This window comes from Paenibacillus montaniterrae (genome assembly GCF_018403185.1).
Lineage (GTDB): Bacteria > Bacillota > Bacilli > Paenibacillales > Paenibacillaceae > Pristimantibacillus > Pristimantibacillus montaniterrae.
Genome location: NZ_BOSE01000001.1, coordinates 952,825 through 973,737, shown reverse-complemented (window position 1 = coordinate 973,737; position 20,913 = coordinate 952,825). Strand labels below are relative to the sequence as shown.

The 20,913-nt window shown below is 47.7% G+C and carries 19 protein-coding genes; 14 read left to right on the top strand and 5 right to left on the bottom strand.

All coding sequences use genetic code 11. The features are described 5' to 3' along the window. The first annotated feature begins 102 nt into the window (after nt 1-102). The 8 genes from KJS52_RS04670 (at nt 103) to KJS52_RS04635 (ending at nt 13,608) form a co-directional block, all read left to right on the top strand. The gene (locus KJS52_RS04670; protein ID WP_213513519.1) at nt 103-882 is read left to right on the top strand and encodes an ABC transporter ATP-binding protein; all 780 of its coding nucleotides are present in this window, start codon (nt 103-105) and stop codon (nt 880-882) included. Beyond that, nucleotides 858-3,413: an alpha/beta hydrolase gene (locus tag KJS52_RS04665; protein ID WP_213513518.1), complete on the top strand. Its 2,556-nt coding sequence runs from the start codon at nt 858-860 to the stop codon at nt 3,411-3,413. The genes KJS52_RS04670 and KJS52_RS04665 overlap by 25 nt, the downstream gene beginning before the upstream one ends. Next, nucleotides 3,394-5,691, top strand: coding sequence for an RNA polymerase recycling motor HelD (helD, locus tag KJS52_RS04660; RefSeq protein WP_213513517.1), 2,298 nt, complete (start codon nt 3,394-3,396; stop codon nt 5,689-5,691). The genes KJS52_RS04665 and helD overlap by 20 nt, the downstream gene beginning before the upstream one ends. 198 nt (nt 5,692-5,889) lie before the next feature. Next, nucleotides 5,890-7,821, top strand: coding sequence for a 1,4-alpha-glucan branching protein GlgB (gene glgB, locus KJS52_RS04655; protein ID WP_213513516.1), 1,932 nt, complete (start codon nt 5,890-5,892; stop codon nt 7,819-7,821). Continuing rightward, nucleotides 7,811-8,971, top strand: a complete 1,161-nt coding sequence (locus KJS52_RS04650; RefSeq protein WP_213513515.1) for a glucose-1-phosphate adenylyltransferase — start codon at nt 7,811-7,813, stop codon at nt 8,969-8,971. Before glgB ends, KJS52_RS04650 begins: the two co-directional genes overlap by 11 nt. Continuing rightward, a complete protein-coding gene (gene glgD, locus KJS52_RS04645; RefSeq protein WP_213513514.1) occupies nt 8,971-10,086 on the top strand; it encodes a glucose-1-phosphate adenylyltransferase subunit GlgD in 1,116 nt (371 codons plus the stop codon). Before KJS52_RS04650 ends, glgD begins: the two co-directional genes overlap by 1 nt. A 78-nt stretch (nt 10,087-10,164) precedes the next feature. Next, a complete protein-coding gene (gene glgA / locus KJS52_RS04640) occupies nt 10,165-11,598 on the top strand; it encodes a glycogen synthase GlgA (protein WP_213513513.1) in 1,434 nt (477 codons plus the stop codon). Between the two features lie 45 nt (nt 11,599-11,643). Continuing rightward, on the top strand, nt 11,644-13,608 hold the full coding sequence (locus KJS52_RS04635) for a glycoside hydrolase family 15 protein (protein ID WP_213513512.1): 1,965 nt from the start codon (nt 11,644-11,646) through the stop codon (nt 13,606-13,608). A gap of 943 nt (nt 13,609-14,551) precedes the next feature. On the opposite strand, the gene KJS52_RS04630 is transcribed toward KJS52_RS04635, so the two are convergent. The 5 genes from KJS52_RS04630 to KJS52_RS04610 are packed head-to-tail and all read right to left on the bottom strand — an operon-like array spanning nt 14,552 to nt 16,586. Continuing rightward, entirely contained in the window at nt 14,552-14,980 is a 429-nt protein-coding gene (locus KJS52_RS04630; protein ID WP_213513511.1) for a spore germination protein GerPE, read from the bottom strand. Further along, a complete protein-coding gene (locus KJS52_RS04625) occupies nt 14,973-15,263 on the bottom strand; it encodes a spore germination protein GerPD (protein ID WP_213513510.1) in 291 nt (96 codons plus the stop codon). The genes KJS52_RS04630 and KJS52_RS04625 overlap by 8 nt, the downstream gene beginning before the upstream one ends. Beyond that, a complete protein-coding gene (gerPC, locus tag KJS52_RS04620) occupies nt 15,260-16,123 on the bottom strand; it encodes a spore germination protein GerPC (protein ID WP_213513509.1) in 864 nt (287 codons plus the stop codon). The genes KJS52_RS04625 and gerPC overlap by 4 nt, the downstream gene beginning before the upstream one ends. Nucleotides 16,124-16,155: 32 nt before the next feature. Continuing rightward, nucleotides 16,156-16,365, bottom strand: a complete 210-nt coding sequence (locus KJS52_RS04615; RefSeq protein ID WP_213513508.1) for a spore germination protein GerPB — start codon at nt 16,363-16,365, stop codon at nt 16,156-16,158. After that, nucleotides 16,365-16,586, bottom strand: coding sequence for a spore germination protein (locus KJS52_RS04610; protein ID WP_213513507.1), 222 nt, complete (start codon nt 16,584-16,586; stop codon nt 16,365-16,367). The genes KJS52_RS04615 and KJS52_RS04610 overlap by 1 nt, the downstream gene beginning before the upstream one ends. Before the next feature lie 135 nt (nt 16,587-16,721). Here KJS52_RS04610 and KJS52_RS04605 point away from each other — a divergent pair, with 135 nt between their 5' ends. The 6 genes from KJS52_RS04605 (at nt 16,722) to metG (ending at nt 20,766) form a co-directional block, all read left to right on the top strand. Further along, a complete protein-coding gene (locus tag KJS52_RS04605; protein ID WP_213513506.1) occupies nt 16,722-17,141 on the top strand; it encodes a hypothetical protein in 420 nt (139 codons plus the stop codon). Nucleotides 17,142-17,203: 62 nt separating this feature from the next. Further along, a complete protein-coding gene (locus KJS52_RS04600; protein ID WP_213513505.1) occupies nt 17,204-17,404 on the top strand; it encodes a hypothetical protein in 201 nt (66 codons plus the stop codon). A 14-nt stretch (nt 17,405-17,418) separates the two neighbouring features. Next, complete coding sequence (locus KJS52_RS04595) at nt 17,419-17,643, top strand: hypothetical protein (RefSeq protein ID WP_213513504.1); 225 nt, start codon at nt 17,419-17,421, stop codon at nt 17,641-17,643. 72 nt (nt 17,644-17,715) lie between these two features. Then, nucleotides 17,716-18,144 (top strand): Fur family transcriptional regulator, encoded by a 429-nt coding sequence (locus KJS52_RS04590; protein WP_213513503.1) that lies wholly within the window; start codon nt 17,716-17,718, stop codon nt 18,142-18,144. A gap of 6 nt (nt 18,145-18,150) precedes the next feature. After that, nucleotides 18,151-18,411, top strand: a complete 261-nt coding sequence (gene yidD, locus KJS52_RS04585) for a membrane protein insertion efficiency factor YidD (RefSeq protein ID WP_213513820.1) — start codon at nt 18,151-18,153, stop codon at nt 18,409-18,411. A gap of 405 nt (nt 18,412-18,816) precedes the next feature. Beyond that, entirely contained in the window at nt 18,817-20,766 is a 1,950-nt protein-coding gene (gene metG, locus KJS52_RS04580) for a methionine--tRNA ligase (RefSeq protein WP_213513502.1), read from the top strand. Nucleotides 20,767-20,913 lie beyond the last annotated feature (147 nt).

The following is a 20,913-nucleotide window of genomic DNA, read 5'->3' as shown; positions in this document are numbered from 1 at the left end:
CATAGCCCTTCATTTATTTAATCATTGCACAAAAGTAGTGGCGAGCAGCACGATCGTGTTAAAATGAAGAAGTTAGACATGGCTATAAACGGAGGATGAATCATGATCATTGACTTACAGCATATTATTTGGGAAAGAGACGACCGTACAATATTAAATGATATAAGCTGGCAGGTGGAGAAAGGGCAGCATTGGTGCTTGCTAGGCCTGAATGGTTCAGGCAAAACCTCGCTTTTAAATATGGTTAATGGCTATCAATGGCCAACAAGAGGCAGTATTTCCGTGCTCGGTCATCAGTTCGGCACTTATGATTTGCGTGAGCTGCGCAAAGAAATCGGCTGGGTCAGCACTTCACTGCAGCAAAAGCTGTACGGCACAGATTCAGCGTTAAATATTGTGCTTAGCGGGCGCGAATCTTCGATTGGAATTTATGATACTCCAAGTGAGCAGGAGCGCGAGCAGGCTTATGCGATATTAGAAACGCTAGGCTGTGAAAGACTGGCCGATCGCATTTACCAAACGCTGTCGCAGGGTGAAAAACAGCGTGTTTTAATCGGCAGAGCATTAATGAACAAGCCGAAGCTGCTTATTCTGGACGAGCCATGCACAGGGCTTGATCTTATTGCAAGAGAGCATTTGCTGGAGCGAATCACTGCATTGTCGGAGCAGGAGGACTGTCCGGCACTCATTTATGTGACGCATCATGTGGAAGAAATTTTGCCTTGCTTTACCCATAGCTTATTGCTTAAAAATGGAGAGGTATTTGCGCAGGGTCGAACCGAAGAGGTGCTGACTGCGCCGCAGATGAGCTCATTTTTTGAGGTTCCGATCCAATTGGATAGGGAGAATGACAGGTATTGGCTAACGATCAAGCAGCGCTAAATGAACTTGATCAATCCATAGCGCCAGGTTTGACGCGCAAGCAAAGGCTGTTTGAATGGGTGAAGCAACGCTTTAATATTGCCATTTCACTGCCGGGCAAAGTAAATCAAGCTGCAATAGCGATTTTCTTTGCTGGCCTTTGTGTAGAGATGGCATTGACGATTCCAGGGATGCCAACGGGAATCGGCTTATGGTTTGACTATATTATTTTTGGCTTTGGCTATATGCTGGCAATTGCTGTTGTATATGCGGTTTTCGTCATTTTACTTTCATTTTTTTATATGCGCCATGTTGCGGGCTGGCTGACAGGAATTGCTGCTGTAACGATACAAAGCTGCATTATTTTGCAAAAAAGCAATTGGGGCTGGAAGGCAACGGGCTTGATGACTGCAATCATTTTGGCTATACTAATTATCCTTGCCTTATTCGTCGCATATTTGCATGCTTTCAAAAGAAAGTCTCCGCGTTCGATTGTATTGACGCTAGCCTCATTATTGCTGCTTGTAGCATGCGGCTTAATCGGCAAAGCCTATTGGAACAATGTGCAGCAGCAATCGTATTTGGCGCAGTACTCGGCGTTATTGCTGCAGGATACAGCTGATGGAACGGACCAAGCGGAGGATCGGGCAGACAGCGCATATGATGCAGACGCTGATACGGCAGACCATGCGTCAGAAGATGCAGCTCCTGCGAGTGAAAATGGGCTAAAGCTGCAAACGTTAGCCTCTAATTTGTCGGAGCAGGGAAGCTATTCATTCCAGCATTACATGTACAGCTCGGATGAAAAATGGCTCGAGGATGGCGATGACTCAACGATTTATACGACGCCCACCGACGGGTCGACGCTGCTGAAGGATTGGTCATGGACGAAGGAGCAGTTCTGGGGTTTTACCGAGCAGGAGATTGCGATTAAAGGCCAGCTATGGGTGCCGCAGGGCGAAGGCCCGTTTCCAATTGTATTCATTATGCATGGCAATCACTTAAGTGAAGCGGATTCTTCGGATGGCTATCATTACTTGGGAGAGCTGCTAGCGTCGCATGGGATGATCGTCAGCTCAATCGATGCCAACTTTTTAAATTATTCCGTATGGTCAGGCATTGTTGATGATGATCAGCTGCTGCGTTCGTGGCTAATGCTGGCCCATATCGCCAAGCTGTACGAGGAGCAGCAGGAGCTGCTGCATGCAGATTGGGACAATGTAGCGCTAATCGGGCATTCGCGCGGCGGGCAGGCAGCGGCGATGGCTGTCGATGCGCGAAAGTGGATTGCCAACGAGCCGGTCACAACGATTCTCGATGAAATCGACATCAAGGCGGTTATCGCGATAGCTCCGACTGACTACCGAGTAGACAGCAAGCAGGCTTATTTGAGCAATGTCAATTATTTAACGCTGCACGGCACGATGGATTCGGATTTGACGGAATCGTTTGGCGAGCGGCAGTATGAGCGGACTAATTTTACACGAAGCGGTCATTTTAAAGCGACGGTCGAGCTTTATCATGCGAACCATGGTCAGTTTAATACGGTATGGGGCAAATATGATGAGCAGTTTCCCGGTGCGCTTGCTTTAAATACGGCTGATTTAATGAGCGGTGACGATCAGCGGCTCGCTGCCAAGCTGTTTATTCACAGCTTTCTGCAAGCAAGCTTTACAGGAGAAGCGCGCTACGAAGCGGTGTTTCAGGATTTTAGAACAATCGGCGAATATTTGCCGCTGACCGGCTATGTAAGCCGTTACTCGAGCTCAAGCACTAAAATGTGGTTCGATTTTGAAAAGCCGCAGCAGGCGGAGGAACAGGTTACAGCAGCTGATGGAATGATCGTGAAGAGCATTGACCTGAAAGGCCGCAGTGGCGGGGACAAGCAAAATCGCGTATTGTATGCTTCCTGGGAGCAGGCGAACAGCACGCTGCAGTTTCCTGTTAAGCCGCAGCAGCGTAGTCAAGATCGGCAAATTGGAGCGCTCGTCGTGTCGCTAGCGCGAGCTGAGCGGTTAGTGTTGGAGGAGGAAGAAGCGGATCAAGATCAGGCGCAACAGGAAGATGCAGCGACTAATGAGCAGACGCAAGAGCTGGGAGCACAAGCTGAACGCGAGTCTGAGCCAGCCGAGCGCGAGCTCGATCAGGAAGCTGGGCAGTCGTCTGATCAGGAAGCTGAGCAAGCGGAGGAAGAGCCGTATACAGGTCTGCAGCTTATGCTGCAGCTGAAAGCGACGCAGTGGGGAACTGAGACGATAGATCTGGAGCCTTATTTTCATATTTTGCAGCCAGCTGCTCATGATTTTACGAAGCTGGAATGGCTGGAGCAAAACATTAAAAAGGGCAAATATGATGTGTCGGTTGAGCCTTTACTGCAAACATATGTTATACCGATTTCCTTAATTGAGCAAAACCATCCGCGAGAGGGCGCTTTGTTTGCGTCAGATGTAGAGTCGATTTCGTTCATATTCAAGCAGGAACAGGGAAGCATGATAATAGATGCGCTAGGGTATATCACAGAAGGAGGTACTTATGTCGAATATCGAAGATGATTATGCACAAGAGGAACGGCGCGTGCAGGCCGTAACCGAGCTGATTCGCGAGCGCTTGGGACGGCTTACGGATGAAACGGGAGATATAAAATCGGAGATTGTCGATATCAAGCGTAACTTTTGGGATGATGTGACGGTCAATTTTGAGGATGCCGCAGAAACGGCTGAAACGTATGCGAGCATGAAGCAGCAAGCAGAGCTGCTGTCGGAGCGTGAGCGCAGCCACCGTGTGCTGCATAACGAGGTCAAGCTGCTGCAGAAGCTGGAGATGTCGCCTTACTTCGGCAGAATTGATGTGGCAGAGGAAGGGGGACAGGCCGAGACGATTTATCTCGGCGTCGGATCACTGCTCGATGATACTAATGAAAACTACCTGGTCTATGACTGGCGTGCACCGATTTCCAGCGTCTATTATGATTACGGCCCTGGCCCAATCGCCTATAAAACGCCCAATGGCACAATAACAGGCGAAATGACGTTAAAACGCCAATATATTATTCGCTATGGCAAGCTGCTGAGCATGTTCGATACAGGTGTAACAATTGGCGATGAAATATTGCAGGAGGTGCTCGGCAAGCACTCGGATGCGCAGATGAAAAGCATCGTCGCGACAATTCAGCAGGAGCAAAATGCGATTATTCGCAATGAGCAGGCGAAGCTGCTCGTTGTGCAGGGGGCGGCAGGCAGCGGGAAAACATCAGCCGCGCTGCAGCGAGTAGCCTATTTGCTCTATCGCTTCAGAGAGTCGCTTACCGCTGAGCAAATCGTGCTGTTTTCACCTAACCCGATGTTCAACAGCTATGTATCGACCGTACTGCCAGAGCTTGGCGAGCAAAATATGCAGCAAACAACCTACGGCGAATATTTGGAGCATCGCTTAGGAAAGGCCTTCCAGCTTGAGGATCAATTTCAGCAGATGGAATATTGCCTGACCTCCTATGATGATCCACAATATGCCGCCAAATTAGCGAGCATTAAGCTGAAGGGCACAGCGCAGTTCATGGATGTGATCGACCGCTATGTGGAAAAACTGGCGCATGAGGGCATGCAATTTAAAAATATTGTATTCCGCGGCAAGGTACTCATTTCGAAAAAGCGGATTGCTGAGATGTTTTATGAGCTGGACCCTTCTCTTAATATTCCGCTGCGCCTGCAGGAGCTTACAGGCAAGCTGCTTAAAGAGCTGACAGTCTTAAGCAAGGAGGAGCAAAAGGAAAGCTGGGTTGATGAGGAGCTGGAGCTGCTTGGCACAGAGCAATTTGTTGAGGCGTTTCAGCAATTGAAGCAAAAAAATCAGTTCCATGACAATTCCTTTAATGATTACGAAGCTGAGCGCAATTATTTGGCTGCCCGCATCGTGCAGGATCAATTTAAAAAGCTGCGTCGTCAGGTGAAGCTGCTGAAATATGTCGATACGACAGCGATTTATATCGCGATGTTCCAGCAGGAGCAAGCGCCGGAAAGCAGTGAGCACTGGCAGCAAATTTCAGAATTAACGCTTCAGGCTATTATGAATAAGGTTATGCCGTATGAGGACGCTACTCCGTATTTATATTTGAAGGAACGGCTAGAGGGCTTCCATACGAATACGACAGTCAAATATGTATTTATTGACGAGGGGCAGGATTATTCTCCATTCCAGCTTCATTACTTAAAACGAATTTTTCCACGCAGCCGCATGACGATTGTGGGCGATATTAATCAATCGATTTTTGTTCATGCCAGCTTGCAGGAAAATTTCAATCCTTTCGAGAATGTATATGATAAGAATGAGACTGAGCGCATTACATTGCTGCGCAGCTATCGTTCCACAAAGGAGATTGTCGAATTCACCGCGAAAATGATTGAAGGCGGCGATCAAATTATTCCGTTCAACCGTCACGGCAAACAGCCGGTTGTAACAGCTTTAGCCTCTGAGGCAGAGTATGATCAGCATGTGGATGAAATTTTGCACAGCTGGCTGCGCGAAGGGTATACGTCAATCGCGATTATTTGCAAGACAGCGAAGGAAAGCAAGGCGGTATACGCTCGCTTTATTGAACGCTGGAAAACGCTGCGCCTTATTACGCAGGAGACGGTTACCTTTGAGCAAGGCATTATGGTCATTCCGGCTTATTTGGCCAAAGGGGTAGAATTTGACGCAGTTATCATTTACGATGCGAGTGACGACAATTACCATTTGGAAAGCGAAAGAAAGCTGTTTTATACGGCTTGCACAAGAGCGATGCATGAGCTGCATTTGCTGCTGGTAGGCAAGCCAAGTCCATTTTTGCCGTAATAGCCTGTGACGATACAGAGACAGGTGCTGGGAAGCAGATTTGCTTTTACAGGCTTGTCTCTGCAAAGGCTTGCTGCTTGCACTAATTTCCTCTTAAATAAGAAGTAGAATGCAAAATTAATGTACATACCTTCATGTATCCACGCAAACGTACATAGTATACTTCATGTATCAGATCCGCATCCTGGAGGTGAAGTGATGAAAAAATCGTATTGGGGCATTAAGCTGCAAGACCTTTTCCTCTTTAATTGTGGTTCATCACATCACAGCTACCGATTTATGGGCGCTCATCCGTTGAAATGGAGAGGCAAGCAAGGCGTTCGCTTTGCAGTATGGGCTCCGACTGCACAAGCAGTTTCGGTAGTGGGCGACTTTAACGGCTGGAACAGCGCTGGGGCTTCGCTGGAGCGAGCGGGCGAAACCGGTATTTTCGTCGGGTTCATTGAAGGGCTTGAGCAAGGAGCACTTTATAAGTACCGTATTGTATCCAGTGAGGATGAGGTCCTCCTGAAAAGCGATCCTTACGCATTCTATAGTGAACGACGACCGAATACCGCCTCCATCGTGTACGGCTTGCCCGAATTCGAGTGGAGCGATGCAGCATGGTACTCGTCCCGGCAAAAAATTCCCTCCTATGAGCGACCGCTGCTCATTTATGAAGCTCACGCAGGTTCCTGGAAAATAAAAGGCAAGGAAGACTACTATACGTATGCCGAGCTGGCAAATATGCTCGTTCCTTATGTTGTGGAATGGGGCTATACTCATATTGAATTTTTACCGCTTATGGAGCATCCGCTTGATCAGTCATGGGGCTATCAGGTAACAGGCTTTTATAGCCCGACAAGCCGCTACGGCTCGCCAGAGCAGCTTAAGCAGCTGATCAATGAATGCCATATGCAAGGAATTGGCGTCATTCTCGACTGGGTGCCCGGACATTTCTGCAAGGATGAACACGGCTTGAGGCGCTTTGACGGCAGTCCGCTGTATGAAGGCGCGGATTGGAAGCGAGCCGAGCTGCCATTGTGGGGCACGCTAAGCTTCGACTATGCGCGAAGCGAGGTGCGCAGCTTTCTAATTTCCAATGCGATTTACTGGCTTGAGCAGTTTCACTTTGATGGATTGCGCGTTGATGCAGTCGCAACGATAATCGATCTTCACATGGATAAGCCGCCAGAGCTGCACACTTTAAATGCAGATGGCGGGCATATCAATTTGCACGCAATTGCCTTCCTCAAAGCTTTAAATGAAACAGTTTTTCATTATTACCCCAACCTCTTGATGCTGGCTGAGGATTCCTCCTCCTACGCATCGGTTACGAAGCCGACTTATATGGGTGGCCTAGGCTTTAACTACAAATGGAATATGGGCTGGATGAACGATATGCTGCGCTATATGGCATTGTCTCCAGCAGACCGCACACAACAACATCACTTACTTACATTTTCAATTTGGTATGCATTTTCAGAAAATTTTGTTCTCCCTTTATCGCATGATGAGGTCGTGCATGGCAAGCGCTCCTTGCTTAATAAAATGTGGGGCAGCTACGAGCAGAAATTTGCCCAGCTTCGCATGTTTTATGGCTACTGGATTGCACATCCTGGCAAAAAGCTGCTCTTTATGGGCGGTGAATGGGGCCAGTTCGACGAATGGAAGGACCAGGATATGCTGGACTGGGATGTGCTGCAGTACGATTCCCATCAAAGCATGCATCAGTACGTCAAAAAATTAAATCATATGTATCGCAATCAGCCGATTTTGTGGGAAAACGACTTTGATCCTGCTTGCTTTCAATGGATTGACGTCAACAATAGCGAGCAATCACAAATTTCCTTTATCCGCAGAAGCAAATCAGGACTGCTGCTTGCAATTGTTAATTTTTCAGGAAATGATTACTCCCATTATCGGATTGGAGCTCCAGAATATGGTATTTATTCCTTGCTAATGCATAGTAATGAAGTTGAGCATGGCGGGACAGCAACGGCTGTAACCAGGGAGATTCATAGTGAAGAGATACCGATGCATGGACAGGCTTTCAGTATCTCGCTTGAGCTTCCTCCCTTTACCTTTATGCTTTTTTCCTTCACAGCGAAGGACATTGAACCAAGAGGGGATGATGTTGATGGCTCGTAAAGAGATGATTGCAATGCTGCTCGCAGGTGGAGAGGGCAAGCGGCTCGGTGTGCTGACCAAGGATTTGGCGAAGCCGGCTGTCTATTTTGGAGGAAAGTATAGAATTATAGATTTTACGCTAAGCAATTGTGTTCACTCAGGCATTGACACGGTAGGCGTCTTGACGCAATACCAGCCGCTTGAGCTGAATCGCTATCTAGGAATCGGTACGCCTTGGGGGCTTGATCGCCGAGATGGGGGAATGACGATTTTGCCGCCCTATATGCAGAAGGAAGGCGGCGTATGGTATAAAGGCACTGCGAATGCGATCTATCAAAATATCCCTTACATCGAACGCTATGAACCGGAGTATGTGCTTGTCATTTCTGGCGACCACATTTACAAGATGGACTATGAATTGATGCTGCAGCATCACAAGGAAACTGGCGCAGCTGTGACGATTGCCGGCTTCGAGGTTGACTGGAAGGATGCGAGCCGCTTCGGCCTTATGCATATTGATGAGCAGCAGCGGATTACCGGCTTTGAGGAGAAGCCGGTCATTCCAAGCAGCAATTTGGCATCAATGGGCGTATATATTTTCAACTGGCAGCTGCTCAAGCAGTATTTGATTGCTGATGAAGCTAATCCGGCGTCGAGCAACGATTTTGGCAAGGATCTCATTCCGGCGATGATGAACGATAATTTGCTGCTAAGCTGCTATATTTTCAACGGCTACTGGAAGGATGTCGGGACGATTGACAGCCTGTGGGAAGCGAATATGGATTTGCTGGAGCTTAGCCCTTCACTTGATCTTGGCGATCCGGAGTGGAGAATTTATTCCGTCAATCCGAATCAGCCAGCTCAATTTGTAGCAGAGCATGCCAAGGTTGCGTCCAGCTTAATTTCCGAAGGCTGCTTTATTGAAGGCGAGGTTAAGCGCTCCGTTTTGTTTTATGGCGTGGAAACGGGAGCAGGCTCGATTGTGCACGAGTCAGTTATTATGCCGAAGGTTAAAATCGGCAGCAATGTGAGCATTTATCGGGCAATTATCGGAGACGGCGCAATCATTGAGGACGGAGCAACAATTGGCAAGCCAGACAGCACGGAAATAACGGTAATCCCGGTTGGCAAGCATGTTTATGCGCAGGATCAATTAATGGGGGTGGAGTAATGAATAAACAGAAAATTATGGGCGTCATTAATCTTATTCATGAAACAGATGAGCTGGACAAATTAACGCATGGACGCTGTACCGCTACCGTTCCATTCGGCTCACGCTACCGGATTATTGATTTTACGCTGTCCAATATGGTCAACTCGGGTATTCAAGAGGTTGGCATATTTGTCCATAAAAAATACCGTTCCCTGATGGACCATATAGGAAGCGGGAAAAGCTGGGATTTGCAGCATCGCCAAAGCGGATTATTTATATTGCCGCCCATCACTGACGATGTGCAGGAGCTAAGCCGCGGCGATCTGTTCCATTTCTATCAAAATCGCGATTACTTTTTGCGCTCCAAGCCCGAGTATGTGCTCATTACGCGCAGCCATATGGTATGCAACATTGATTTCCGCAAGGTGCTCGACTTCCACCTGGAGAAGGAAGCCGACATTACGGTCGTCTGCCACCAAAGCACAGAGCCTGTGCTCGGCAAAGCTCGCAAGGTGCGAATGGATGGCAGCGGGCGTATTGTGGAAATCCAGGATTCATATGGACGAATGCTGAGCGATTACTCCAATATGGAAATGTATTTGATGAAAAAGGATTTACTAATGGATTTGGTGGAAACGTCCTTGGCAAAAGGGCAGGATCATCTTGTGCGCCATGCGATTTTTTCCAAGCTCGAGCAGCTAAACGTGTACGGCTATGTGCATGATGGCTTTCTGGCTGTGGTCAATACGATCAACAGCTACTACGGCAACAGCATGAAGCTGCTCGATTCAGACGTTTGGCGCAAGCTGTTTTATGAGCCAGGCCCTATTTTTACAAAGGTAAAGGATGGTCCCCCTGCCCGTTATTCGCCTGATGCAATCGTTTCTCGTTCGATTATAGCCAATGGCTGCTTGATTGAAGGAACGGTACGCAACAGCATTCTGTTCCGCGGCGTGCATGTCCACAAGGGAGCTGTCGTCGAGGATAGCATCATTATGCAAAATGGCGTCATACTGCCAAACAGCATCGTGAAATGCAGCATTTTCGACAAGGATGTTGTAATCGAGGAAAATCGCGAAGTAAAAGGCGTCAGCTCTGGCCCTTATTTGGCAGGCAAGCGCAAGGTGATTTGATCGCAGTTGCTGACTGGCGAGCTTGCTCAGGCGAGCCGCCAGCTCAAATATATAGAAAAATGATAGGAGGTAGAGAGGATGAATGTTCTGTTTGCTACTTCTGAGGCTGTACCTGTTGCCAAAACTGGCGGCCTCGCCGATGTGGCGGGGGCACTTCCGAAAGCGCTGGAGGAGCTTGGCGTCCATACGGCTGTTGTTATGCCCAAGTATGGTCTGATCAAGCAGGAAATGCTGCAAGATTTCACCCGTATTGCAGAGTTTGAGGTAGCCTTTGGCTGGCGAAGTCAATACGTTGGCTTATGGAAGGGAACGCTGAATGGCGTAACCTATTACCTCATTGACAACGAGTATTACTTCAAGCGCGGCGGGCTCTACGGCTATGGCGACGATGCTGAGCGTTTTGTATTTTTCAGCGTAGCCGTTCTTGCCGCGGCATATTTCTATGAGGAGGAAGGGTTTGAGCTTGTGCACTGCAATGATTGGCAGACGGGGCTCATTCCTTTTCTGTTGAAGCAGCGCTTTGCGGATCACGATTATTGGCGCGGCACCGGCAGCATCTTTACGATTCATAATTTAATGTACCAGGGGATTTATGGAATTGAGCAAATGAAGGAGTTGCTCGGCGCAGGCGATGAATGCTTTACCGCTGAAGGGCTGGAGTTTTACGGCGATGCGAGCTGTATGAAAGCCGGCGTACAATTTGCGGACAAGCTTACAACGGTTAGTCCAACCTATGCGCTGGAAATTCAGACACCCTACTACGGCGAGCGAATGGACTCCTTGCTGAGCTATCGGCGCGAGGATTTGTTCGGCATTATTAATGGCATTGATACCGAGCACTATGATCCGATGAAGGACCCGCATATTAAGATGCCTTATCGTAATTCCTTGCCTCGCAAGCGTAAAAACAAGCTGGATCTGCAGGAGGAAATGTCGCTGCCGCTTGATGAGCGCATTCCTTTGATTGGGCTGGTGTCGAGGCTGGTCGAGCAAAAAGGGCTTGATCTCGTTATTGCAACGCTCGATGAGCTGCTGCAGGAGCAGGTGCAGATGATTGTGCTCGGTTCTGGCGATGAAAAATACGAGCGTTATTTTTATGAGGCTTCGCTTCGCCATCCGGACAAATTTCGCTTTTGGCTGGGGTACAGTGATCGCATGGCCAGCCGTATTTATGCCGGTGCTGATATGTTTGCGATGCCATCGCGGTTTGAGCCATGCGGCTTGAGTCAGCTAATTTCATTGCGCTATCGCACTGTGCCGATTGTTCGCGAAACAGGCGGACTTAAAGATACTGTCACGCCATACAACGAAGCTGCATATGAAGGAAATGGCTTTACTTTTGCAAATTATAATGCCCATGACTATTTGTTTACTGTAAAACGCGCCCTGCATTTCTATCAAGCGCAGGAGACTTGGCAGCGCATTGTAGATAATGGCTCGCGTGATGACTATAGCTGGCGCAGCTCAGCCAAGCAGTATAAGGCACTATATCAAAAACTAGGGCGTATCTGAACGGGTATCAGACACGCCTTAAGGAAATAGGAGAGGGGAATCTTCATGGCTCGTCATTTAGTTGTAGGAAACGGTAAGCTGCTCATCAACCTTGATCAACATGGCTTTATTCGCGATATTTATTATCCGTATGTTGGTCAATTGAATCATGTAGGTGGACACTATTGTCGTGTCGGGATATGGGTGCAGGGCGAATTTTCCTGGCTGGATCATCCTGAATGGAAGTTCAAGCTCGATTATTTGGAGGACTCGCTTGTTACGAACGTATTTGCCAGTCACGAGCGCCTAGGCATCCAGCTCCAGATTAATGATGGTATTCATCAGCGCGAATGCATTTTCTTAAAGCAGGTTACAATTCGTAATCTCCGTGACGACGCACGTGAAGTAAGGCTTTTCTTTCATCAGGATTTAATGATTGAAGGAACCGAGGTTGGCGACACAGCGGTCTATTATCCGGACAATCATACGATTTTCCACTACAAGCGCTCCAATTACTTTATGTTTAACGGCTTTTCCGATGAAGGCGGGATCAAGCAATATTCAACCGGGGTCAAGCGGTTCAATACCGCGGAAGGCACGTGGCGTGATGCTGAGGACGGTACATTGATGGGCAACAGCATCGCACAAGGCTCGGTAGACAGTACGTTAAGCTTTGGCACAACCGTTGCAGGGCAAAATAGCAAGACAATTTACTACTGGATGTCAATCGGAGAAAATCTTGAGGAAGTGAAGCGGCTTGATCAATATGTGCGCGAGCATCATCCCGAGCGCTTGCTCAGCAGAGTTGTAATTTACTGGAACCACTGGCTGCAGCGCGCCGAATCCGATCTAGGCGACTTAACACCCGAGGTTCGCAAGCTGTTTAAGCTAAGCCTGCTGCTTGTTCGAACGCAAACGGATGAGCGCGGCGCCATTCTTGCAGCCAATGATACGGATATTTTACAATATAATCGCGATCACTACAGCTATATGTGGCCGCGTGATGGCGCGCTTGTCGCGGACGCGATGTCGCTGGCGGGGTATCAGAGCATGATCGCTCCATTTTTTCAGTTCTGCGCCAATGCAATTTCCAGTGAAGGCTATTTGTTTCATAAATACAACCCTGACGGGACGGTTGGCTCAAGCTGGCATCCGTATATTGTACAGGGCAGCCGCCGATTGCCGATTCAAGAGGATGAGACAGCGCTCGTTCTGTTTGCGCTATGGCAGGACTATTCACGCCATCAAGTAATCGAGCTGCCGCAGGGCTTATACTCCAAGCTCATTCGCAAAGCTGCAAACTTCCTTAGCAGCTTTATCGAGCCAGAGCTGAATTTGCCAAAGCCAAGCTATGACTTATGGGAAGAGCGTTACGGGATTTGGACGTATACCGCAGCAAGCGTTTATGGCGGTCTAATGGCAGCGGCTTATTTTACCGATTTGTTCGGCGACTATGAGCGCAGCGATCATTACCGCAGCACAGCAGAGCGCATTAAAAACGGGATGCTTGAGCATTTGTGGGATGAGGAAGCGGGACGCTTTGCACGGGGCCTTATTCAAAAGGACAATGTCTGGGTCAAGGATATGACGCTGGAAAGCAGCATGTTTGGCGTACTGGACTTTGGCGTTCTGCCCGTCGAGGATGAGCGGGTGCAGAAGACAATGCTGTCAATTAAGCATGGCTTGCAGGTCAAGACCGAAATCGGCGGGATTGCCCGTTATAAAAATGATTACTATTTCCAGCAAACCGGCGATATAGAACGGATTCCGGGAAACCCCTGGATCATATGCACGCTGTGGGTAGCAAATTTTGAAATCGAATCGGCCAAGTCGCTTAGTGAGCTGGAAAGTCCGAAGAAAACATTGGAGTGGGTAACAAGACATGCCTTATCCAGCGGATTATTGCCAGAGCAACTAAACCCATTCGACGGCAGTCCGTTATCGGTAGCACCGCTAACGTGGTCGCATGCAACAGTTGTGCAAACCGTATGTAAATATGCAGCGAAATATAAGCAGTTAATGAGCAATTAATGAGCGAGAGCGTAGTTTTTCGCTCGTAAGTGCAGCGCTGCGGATCAAACCACCCTCCAGCCGCTTTTTAAATCGTAATGCTATCTTATTTGAATTTTTAAGGTTGCATTACGATGTTAAAGGCGGCCCACTTCGTTTTTCGGATGCTTTGCTCCTCCGCTGGTGCTTTTTTTGTTTTGAGTATGCTACGCTGCTCTGCAGCGTCATCAAAGAAGTTGAGCTTTATCAGCGCTGCGGAGCAAAGCACCTCCAACCGCTTTTTAAATCGTAATGCTTTCTTATTTGAATTTTTTAAGGTTGCATTACGATGTTAAAGGCGGCCACTTCGTTTTTCGGATGCTTTGCTCCTTCGCTGGTGCTTTTGAGTGCAGGACCAAGAAGATGGCACGATACTAGAAGGCAAGGAGCACAGCGTAGGCGATTGCTACGTGAGCACCTACAATGTTTCCGTAGGAAACATACTTCGGAAGCATAATCTCTTCGGTAGCGTGCCATATTCGCCGTCGACTACGCTACAACGAAACCACTTCGTCATCAAAGTTGAGCTTTTTGAGCTTCCATTCCAATAAGGTTCAAAAAGCTTGGCTTTCAGGACCAAGAAGATGGCACGATACTAGAAGGCGAGGAGCACAGCGTAGGCAACAAGCTACGTGAGCACCTACAATGTTTCCGTAGGAAACATACTTCGGAAGCATAATCCCTTCGGTAGCGTGGCATATTCGCCGTCGACCACGCTACGATAGCAACAACCTCGTCATCAAAGTCGAGCTTATTGAACTTCCATTCCAATAAGGTTCAAAAAGCTTGGCTTTCAGGACCAAGAAGATGGCACGATACTAGAAGGCGAGGAGCGCAGCGTAGGCAACAAGCTACGTGAGCACCGGAGCCTTCGGTAGCGTGCCATATTCGCCGTCGACTACGCTACAACGAAACCACTTCGTCATCAAAGTTGAGCTTTTTGAACTTCCTCTTCCCCAGACAAATATTGTTTGAAGCTTTTTTCCCTGTTAATAATCGCCAGTTTGCCGCCGTTGCCGATTTGGATGTTGGAAGCATCGGAGTTCGATATAATATTGATGCTGTCGATTTCGATCGTATGCGTTTGCTGCGGCAGTGGTACGAGCTTTCCAAGCATGCAATGGTCAACCTTTCCCGCAGGGAGCATCCAATCGAGCGCTGGCACAGCGGAATAAAACAACGGGTAGCTTTCGAAATATGGCTCATCTGTGCCGTAAATGGTTTTGTCGCGTTTTATCGTGATCGCCTGGTTGTATAGGCAAGTATGTTCACGGTCGCCGATTTGCACAATCGAAGCGGTGGAGTTATCGACGACATTGAGTCGACACACCGAAACGAGCGTATCTCTACTCACGCGATCCCGCCTTTCTTGATGCTGACGAAGCTTTTTTCCGCTGAAGAGCATCCAATCCCATTGTAAATGGCGCGTTGTTCCCGCCGACTTTTGTTAATCCGCCCGAATTATGGTTAGGCAGACGGGGAAATGGTCCGATTTGAATGCCATTCGGCGGGACCTCAAGTGTTGAGTAAAGCAGCACCTGATCATTGTCTCCAACCTGAAAATTGGAGCCCGAAGAAACCGCAATGACTTCTACCTGTCCGACTTGAAGCAGCTGCTGATGGATATGAATGTTCATCCTTTTTGCTCCTCCTCATGCTGATTGCTTAAGCTTAGCTGATAAATATATTGATCAACTGCACTTTCTATATCATCCTTCGTCAAGCGCAGCACTTGCTCGCGCAGCTGTTCAATGCTGGAAAATTCACGCTTTGCTCGCTGGCTCTCGATGTAATAATGGATGCGGGCGGGCAGCTGACGTTCAATATCGTCAACAATAAGCTTGATATGCTCATCATCAAGTGCAACCTGCATCAGCGAGCCCTGTCTGCTAATATAGCTGACAAATTGCTGGTACAGCTCGCTGCGCAGCATGCTCAAACAAGAGTCGGCTAGCTCGCTATGCTCTGACCAGCGATTTGTTGCTACATCATAATGAGGCTGCGGAGCTGCCAGCTTATTGTGCTCAGCATCCTTCCTTGGTCGTTGAAAGCTATTCAAGCCATTGTAATTAGAATTGGAATTGGGCTTGGCTACATATGGCGCTGCATTTGCTTGGGCGTTGGCATTGGCAAAGGGAGAGTTGGATGTTGAGTAATGCGGCCCGTTCATTTGATCATAGGGTGAAGGCTTGCCGCCCTGCTGCATCATAATATCCTCGATCATCATTGGCAGCTGCTCGGGATTGCTGGTGGAAAGGCCGATTTGCAGCGAGCCTTCTAATGTATCTACCTTTAACTGATCAAAATGATATTCAATTTTTTCAACATGCAAGGTTGGCGCAGGCTCTTGCCTGCTAAGCTGCTGTTTGAGCAGCTCCAGCTCTCGCTGCAGCTGCTCAATTGTATCTTGCTGCTCCTGCATGCGCTGCTCGATACGAAAAGCCCATTGCTGCCAAGCATTCAAGTGCGTATTAGAAGGAGGATCAGAATTATACATAGTGATCAGAGCCCTTCATTATGGATTTGAATTTAAGTTGGATTAGGCAGAGGCACGATTGAAGGACTGAAAAATTCAGTAGGATAGGTTCCATCAGCAGGAGTACCCGCTGCCGCCTGGTCAGTTGTATAGGAAGTCGCATTCACCCCTCCGGAAGTTCCGATCTGCAGCATAGAGCTGTTGCTGATCGCCTCAATTCGCAAGCTTCCAATGTAAATATGCTGTTGAACATTGATTGTCATTATGATGTAGCTCCCCCTAGATTACCAACAACCTCGTTATCCAAGGAATTTGTAGCACTCGCGCCAGTATTGGAATTGGCCAGGCTGCCAGTTAAAAAGGATCCAGCACCTGCAAATGTTTTTGAGGAGCTGGTTGGTGTGACTCCTACCGCATCACCGAATTGTACAACTGCCCCTGAACCATTGCTGACGATATTAACAAATCCTACAAAGGCCGGCATAGCCTCACCTGCTTTCAACGTTTTATAGTAGTCTATGCAGCATTCGCCCAGACGTGACAATGCAAAGCATCGTAGCCCATGGGCAGATCATTGCATATGCTGTATCAGTTAAAATATGAATGCGAAGGTGAGCGTATGAATAGATGGTCTGATATTGAAAAATGGTTGAATGCAACCAATTTTGAAAAAGGAATGGAGGCGTTTAAGGACATTCCTGTTGTTGAGCAGTTTTTCAGCAGCTTAAAAAATGCCTCAAGGGATAGCAAGGAACGAACAGCGACGCAAAACTACCGGTTTAAAGAAGGAAAGGAGCATATTGATGTACTATATGCGTTGCCGCTCCATTACGAGCCTGAGGAGCTGAAGCTTTTCGTTAGAGAGGACTATATTCGAATCGAAGGACTGCCTGATGAAACGATTGAAATGATCAAGCTGCCCAAGCTGGTAAAGCCCAAATATTGCCGCGCCAAAATAGTAGAGCACGAGCTTCAGGTGCGGCTGGCAAAGCGCCCGCGTCCGAGAAAATTTTTCGAGCATTATATTCAAACTAGCTAATAGAGCTGCGATTTAGTATAATGACAAGAGATTGCGATATGTAACGTGAGGGAGTGTAAACATTGTCTGTAGTAGATGTCAGTAATGTTTCAGCGGATTTCTTTATATTTGCTGTCGTATTTATTCTGCTTGTTTTTGGTCTGCTAAGCTTCGGGATTTTAAAAATGTTTCAGCAGCGCTATCGTGCTGGCTGGATGAGCTTTGGTGGTGCAGTTGCAAGCTCCATACTATTTGTCATTATGCTTAACATATGGTATATCTAGTTGGAGGTGACAGCATGAATTTGACGGCAGTTTGGTTTGTAATCAACATCTTTTTTGTGGCATCCTTCATCGTAACGCTATTTATGCAGCGTGCTGTCACAATGGCGGCTCTGGAGCAATCTAACCCGCAAAAAGTTGGCAAGTTCAAAAGGATTCGCAACATGTTTATTGCCGTAACCGCAGTTCTGTTTATTGCAATGAGCGTGGCATTTTTAAGCAATATGCGTATTAATGGCTAGGCTCTCTTGAAAATAGAGAGCTTTTTGATACCGCAAGAAGAAATAGAATTTGTATAGTTTGGAGGAGCGTTTATGCAAACGATCGACGAAATCGTCTCGCTCATGTCTTCCAATGGCTTAAGAGTAACCGATCAGCGCAGAACGTTGGCGAAGCTGTTTTTTGAGACAGATGGCTACTTATCGCCTAAGGATGTTTATGAATATATGGGCAGAACGTATTCTGGCCTCAGCTTCGATACCGTGTACCGAAATTTGCGCGTCATGGAGGAGCTTGGTGTGCTTGAACAGGTAATGTTTGAGGAAGGAGTCAAGTTCAAGCTTCATTGCCGTGAGCATGATCATCATCATCATATGATTTGCCTCGGCTGCGGCAAAACGTATCCGATCAAATTTTGCCCGATGGAGCAGACGGACGTGCCTTCCGATTTCAAGGTGCTTCGGCATAAATTTGAAGTGTTCGGACATTGCCAAAGCTGTGCAGCAGAAGAAGGAGCGCAATAATTGGCTATGGCTAGCGCATCCACAAAACAATCATGGCCCAAAAAAATAGCTAAGGCGCCGATTCTTGCTTATCGCCATATCATATCGCCGCACACGCCGCCGTCCTGTCGTTTTTATCCGACCTGCTCCGCGTATGGGCTGGAAGCGATAGACAAGCATGGAGCGTTGAAAGGCGGCTGGTTGACTGTGAAGCGAATTTGCAAATGCCATCCGTTTCATCCAGGCGGCGTAGATTTTGTGCCTGAGCCAAAGCCGAAGAAGCGATGAGCGCCGGTGAACAACTGGAACGGCAGCAGTGCTTCATGTTGCTAGGGGAATGCCTTCTCGACTTGACTTTGCCAGTCAGTTTTTTTATATTATAGGTAATATAGTAAGCCAAGGAACAGATGAGTACTTTAGTCGAGTCATATAGAGAGCACGACGAAGGGTGGAAGTCGGCGGACAAAGCTATTGGAAGATGGTCTGGGAGGCACTTTTTTCGAGCATTCTCGAGCAGGATGTAAGGGAGAAGCGTAGGTCTGCGATAAAGACATTGCCTGTTGGCATAATGAAGCAAGCCCGCTTAGTTTAACCTGCGGCTTGGAATTTGGGTGGTACCACGTGAGCAGAGCTCTCGTCCCATGTTGGACGGGGGCTTTTTTGCATTTAAAAATGATTTTGGGAGGTCTTGAGATGAGTAATAAAACGTTTTACATTACAACACCAATTTACTATCCGAGCGACAAACTGCATATCGGGCATGCGTATACAACCGTTGCTGGCGATGCGATGGCTCGCTATAAACGACTGCGCGGCTATGATGTATGGTATTTGACAGGAACAGATGAGCATGGGCAAAAAATTGAGCGCAAGGCTCAGGAAAAAGGACAAACGCCAAAGCAATTTGTAGATGAAATTGTGAAGGGCATTCAAGAGCTGTGGAAGAAGCTTGAAATTTCCAACGATGATTTTATTCGCACGACGGAAGAGCGCCACAAAACGGTTGCTGCGAAAATTTTTCAACAGCTGCTTGATCAGGATGATATTTATAAGGGAACGTATGAAGGCTGGTATTGTACTCCGTGCGAATCATTTTTCCTTGAGCGCCAGCTGCAGGACGGAAACTGTCCGGACTGCGGACGTCCAGTCGAGCTAGTTAAAGAGGAAAGCTATTTCTTCAGAATGAGCAAATACGCCGATCGCCTGCTTAAATATTATGATGAAAATCCGGGCTTTATTCAGCCGGAGTCAAGACGCAACGAGATGATCAACAACTTTATTAAGCCTGGGCTAGAAGACTTGGCAGTTTCACGTACAACGTTCGATTGGGGTATTAAAGTGCCTGGTGATCCGAAGCATGTCATCTATGTATGGATCGACGCACTGACAAATTACATCACAGCAATTGGCTATGGCGATGAGCAAAAGCAAGCGATGTTTGAAAAATATTGGGCTGCAGATGTTCATTTGGTCGGCAAGGAGATTGTTCGCTTCCATACAATCTACTGGCCGATAATGCTAATGGCGCTCGGCTTGCCGTTGCCGAAAAAGGTATTTGCGCATGGCTGGCTGCTTACGAAGGAAGGGAAAATGTCCAAGTCCAAGGGTACGGTTGTCGATCCGGTTGTGCTGATCGATCGATATGGTCTTGATGCTTTGCGCTACTATTTGCTGCGCGAGGTCCCTTTTGGCGCGGATGGCGCTTTTACGCCTGAAAATTTTGTTGAGCGGATCAACTTTGATTTGGCAAATGACCTCGGGAACTTGCTCAATCGTACTGTTGCGATGATCGATAAATACTTTGATGGCGTCATTCCGACGCAGGCCAAGCAAACTACAGCATTCGACGGCGAGCTGGAGCGATTTGCAGCTCAAACGCTACAGCAGGTAGAAGATGCAATGGAAAACATGGAGTTTTCCGTAGCGTTGACGGCTATATGGCAATTTGTTAGCCGCACCAACAAATATATTGATGAAACACAGCCGTGGACGCTTGCCAAAAGCGAGGAAAATCGCGAGCAGTTGGCTTCAGTGATGAGCCATTTGGCAGAGTCGCTGCGCTCTATCAGCATTATGCTGCAGCCATTTCTTACCCATGCTCCACAACAAATTTGGCAGCAGCTCGGCTTGCAACAGGGAGAGCATACCGCTTGGGACACTGTTGGCAGCTATGCGATCATTCCTGCAAATACGAAGGTAGCAAAGGCGGATCCGATCTTCCCGCGCCTTGATCTGGAGCAGGAGACAGCTTATATTGCCGATTCAATGAGCGGCGGGACAAAGCCTGCAGCGCTGGAGGAAAAACCGGCAGACGCCAAAGATGAAATTACGATTGATGAATTTGCCAAAGTAGAGCTGCGCGTAGCACAAGTTGTCGCTGCAGAGCCGATTCCTAAAGCAGATAAGCTGCTTAAGCTGCAGCTTGATCTTGGCTATGAGCATCGCCAGGTTGTTTCTGGCATCGCCAAGTATTACAAGCCGGAAGAGCTTGTTGGCAAGAAGGTTATATGCGTCGTAAACCTGAAGCCGGTCAAATTGCGTGGAGAGCTGTCACAAGGAATGATTCTTGCAGCATCCAAGGATGATCAATTGACACTTGCCACCGTTCCAGACGCAATGCCGAATGGCGCGATTGTAAAGTAAAATAATATATGTGGGGAAATTGGGATTGCTCAGATGGTCAGTTTTCACTGACTTTCTGACAATCTCATTTTTTATGGAATCGAATTGCAAGTAAATAGTTGACATTACGATTAACAGATCATATAATAGTTTTCGTAATTGTAACGA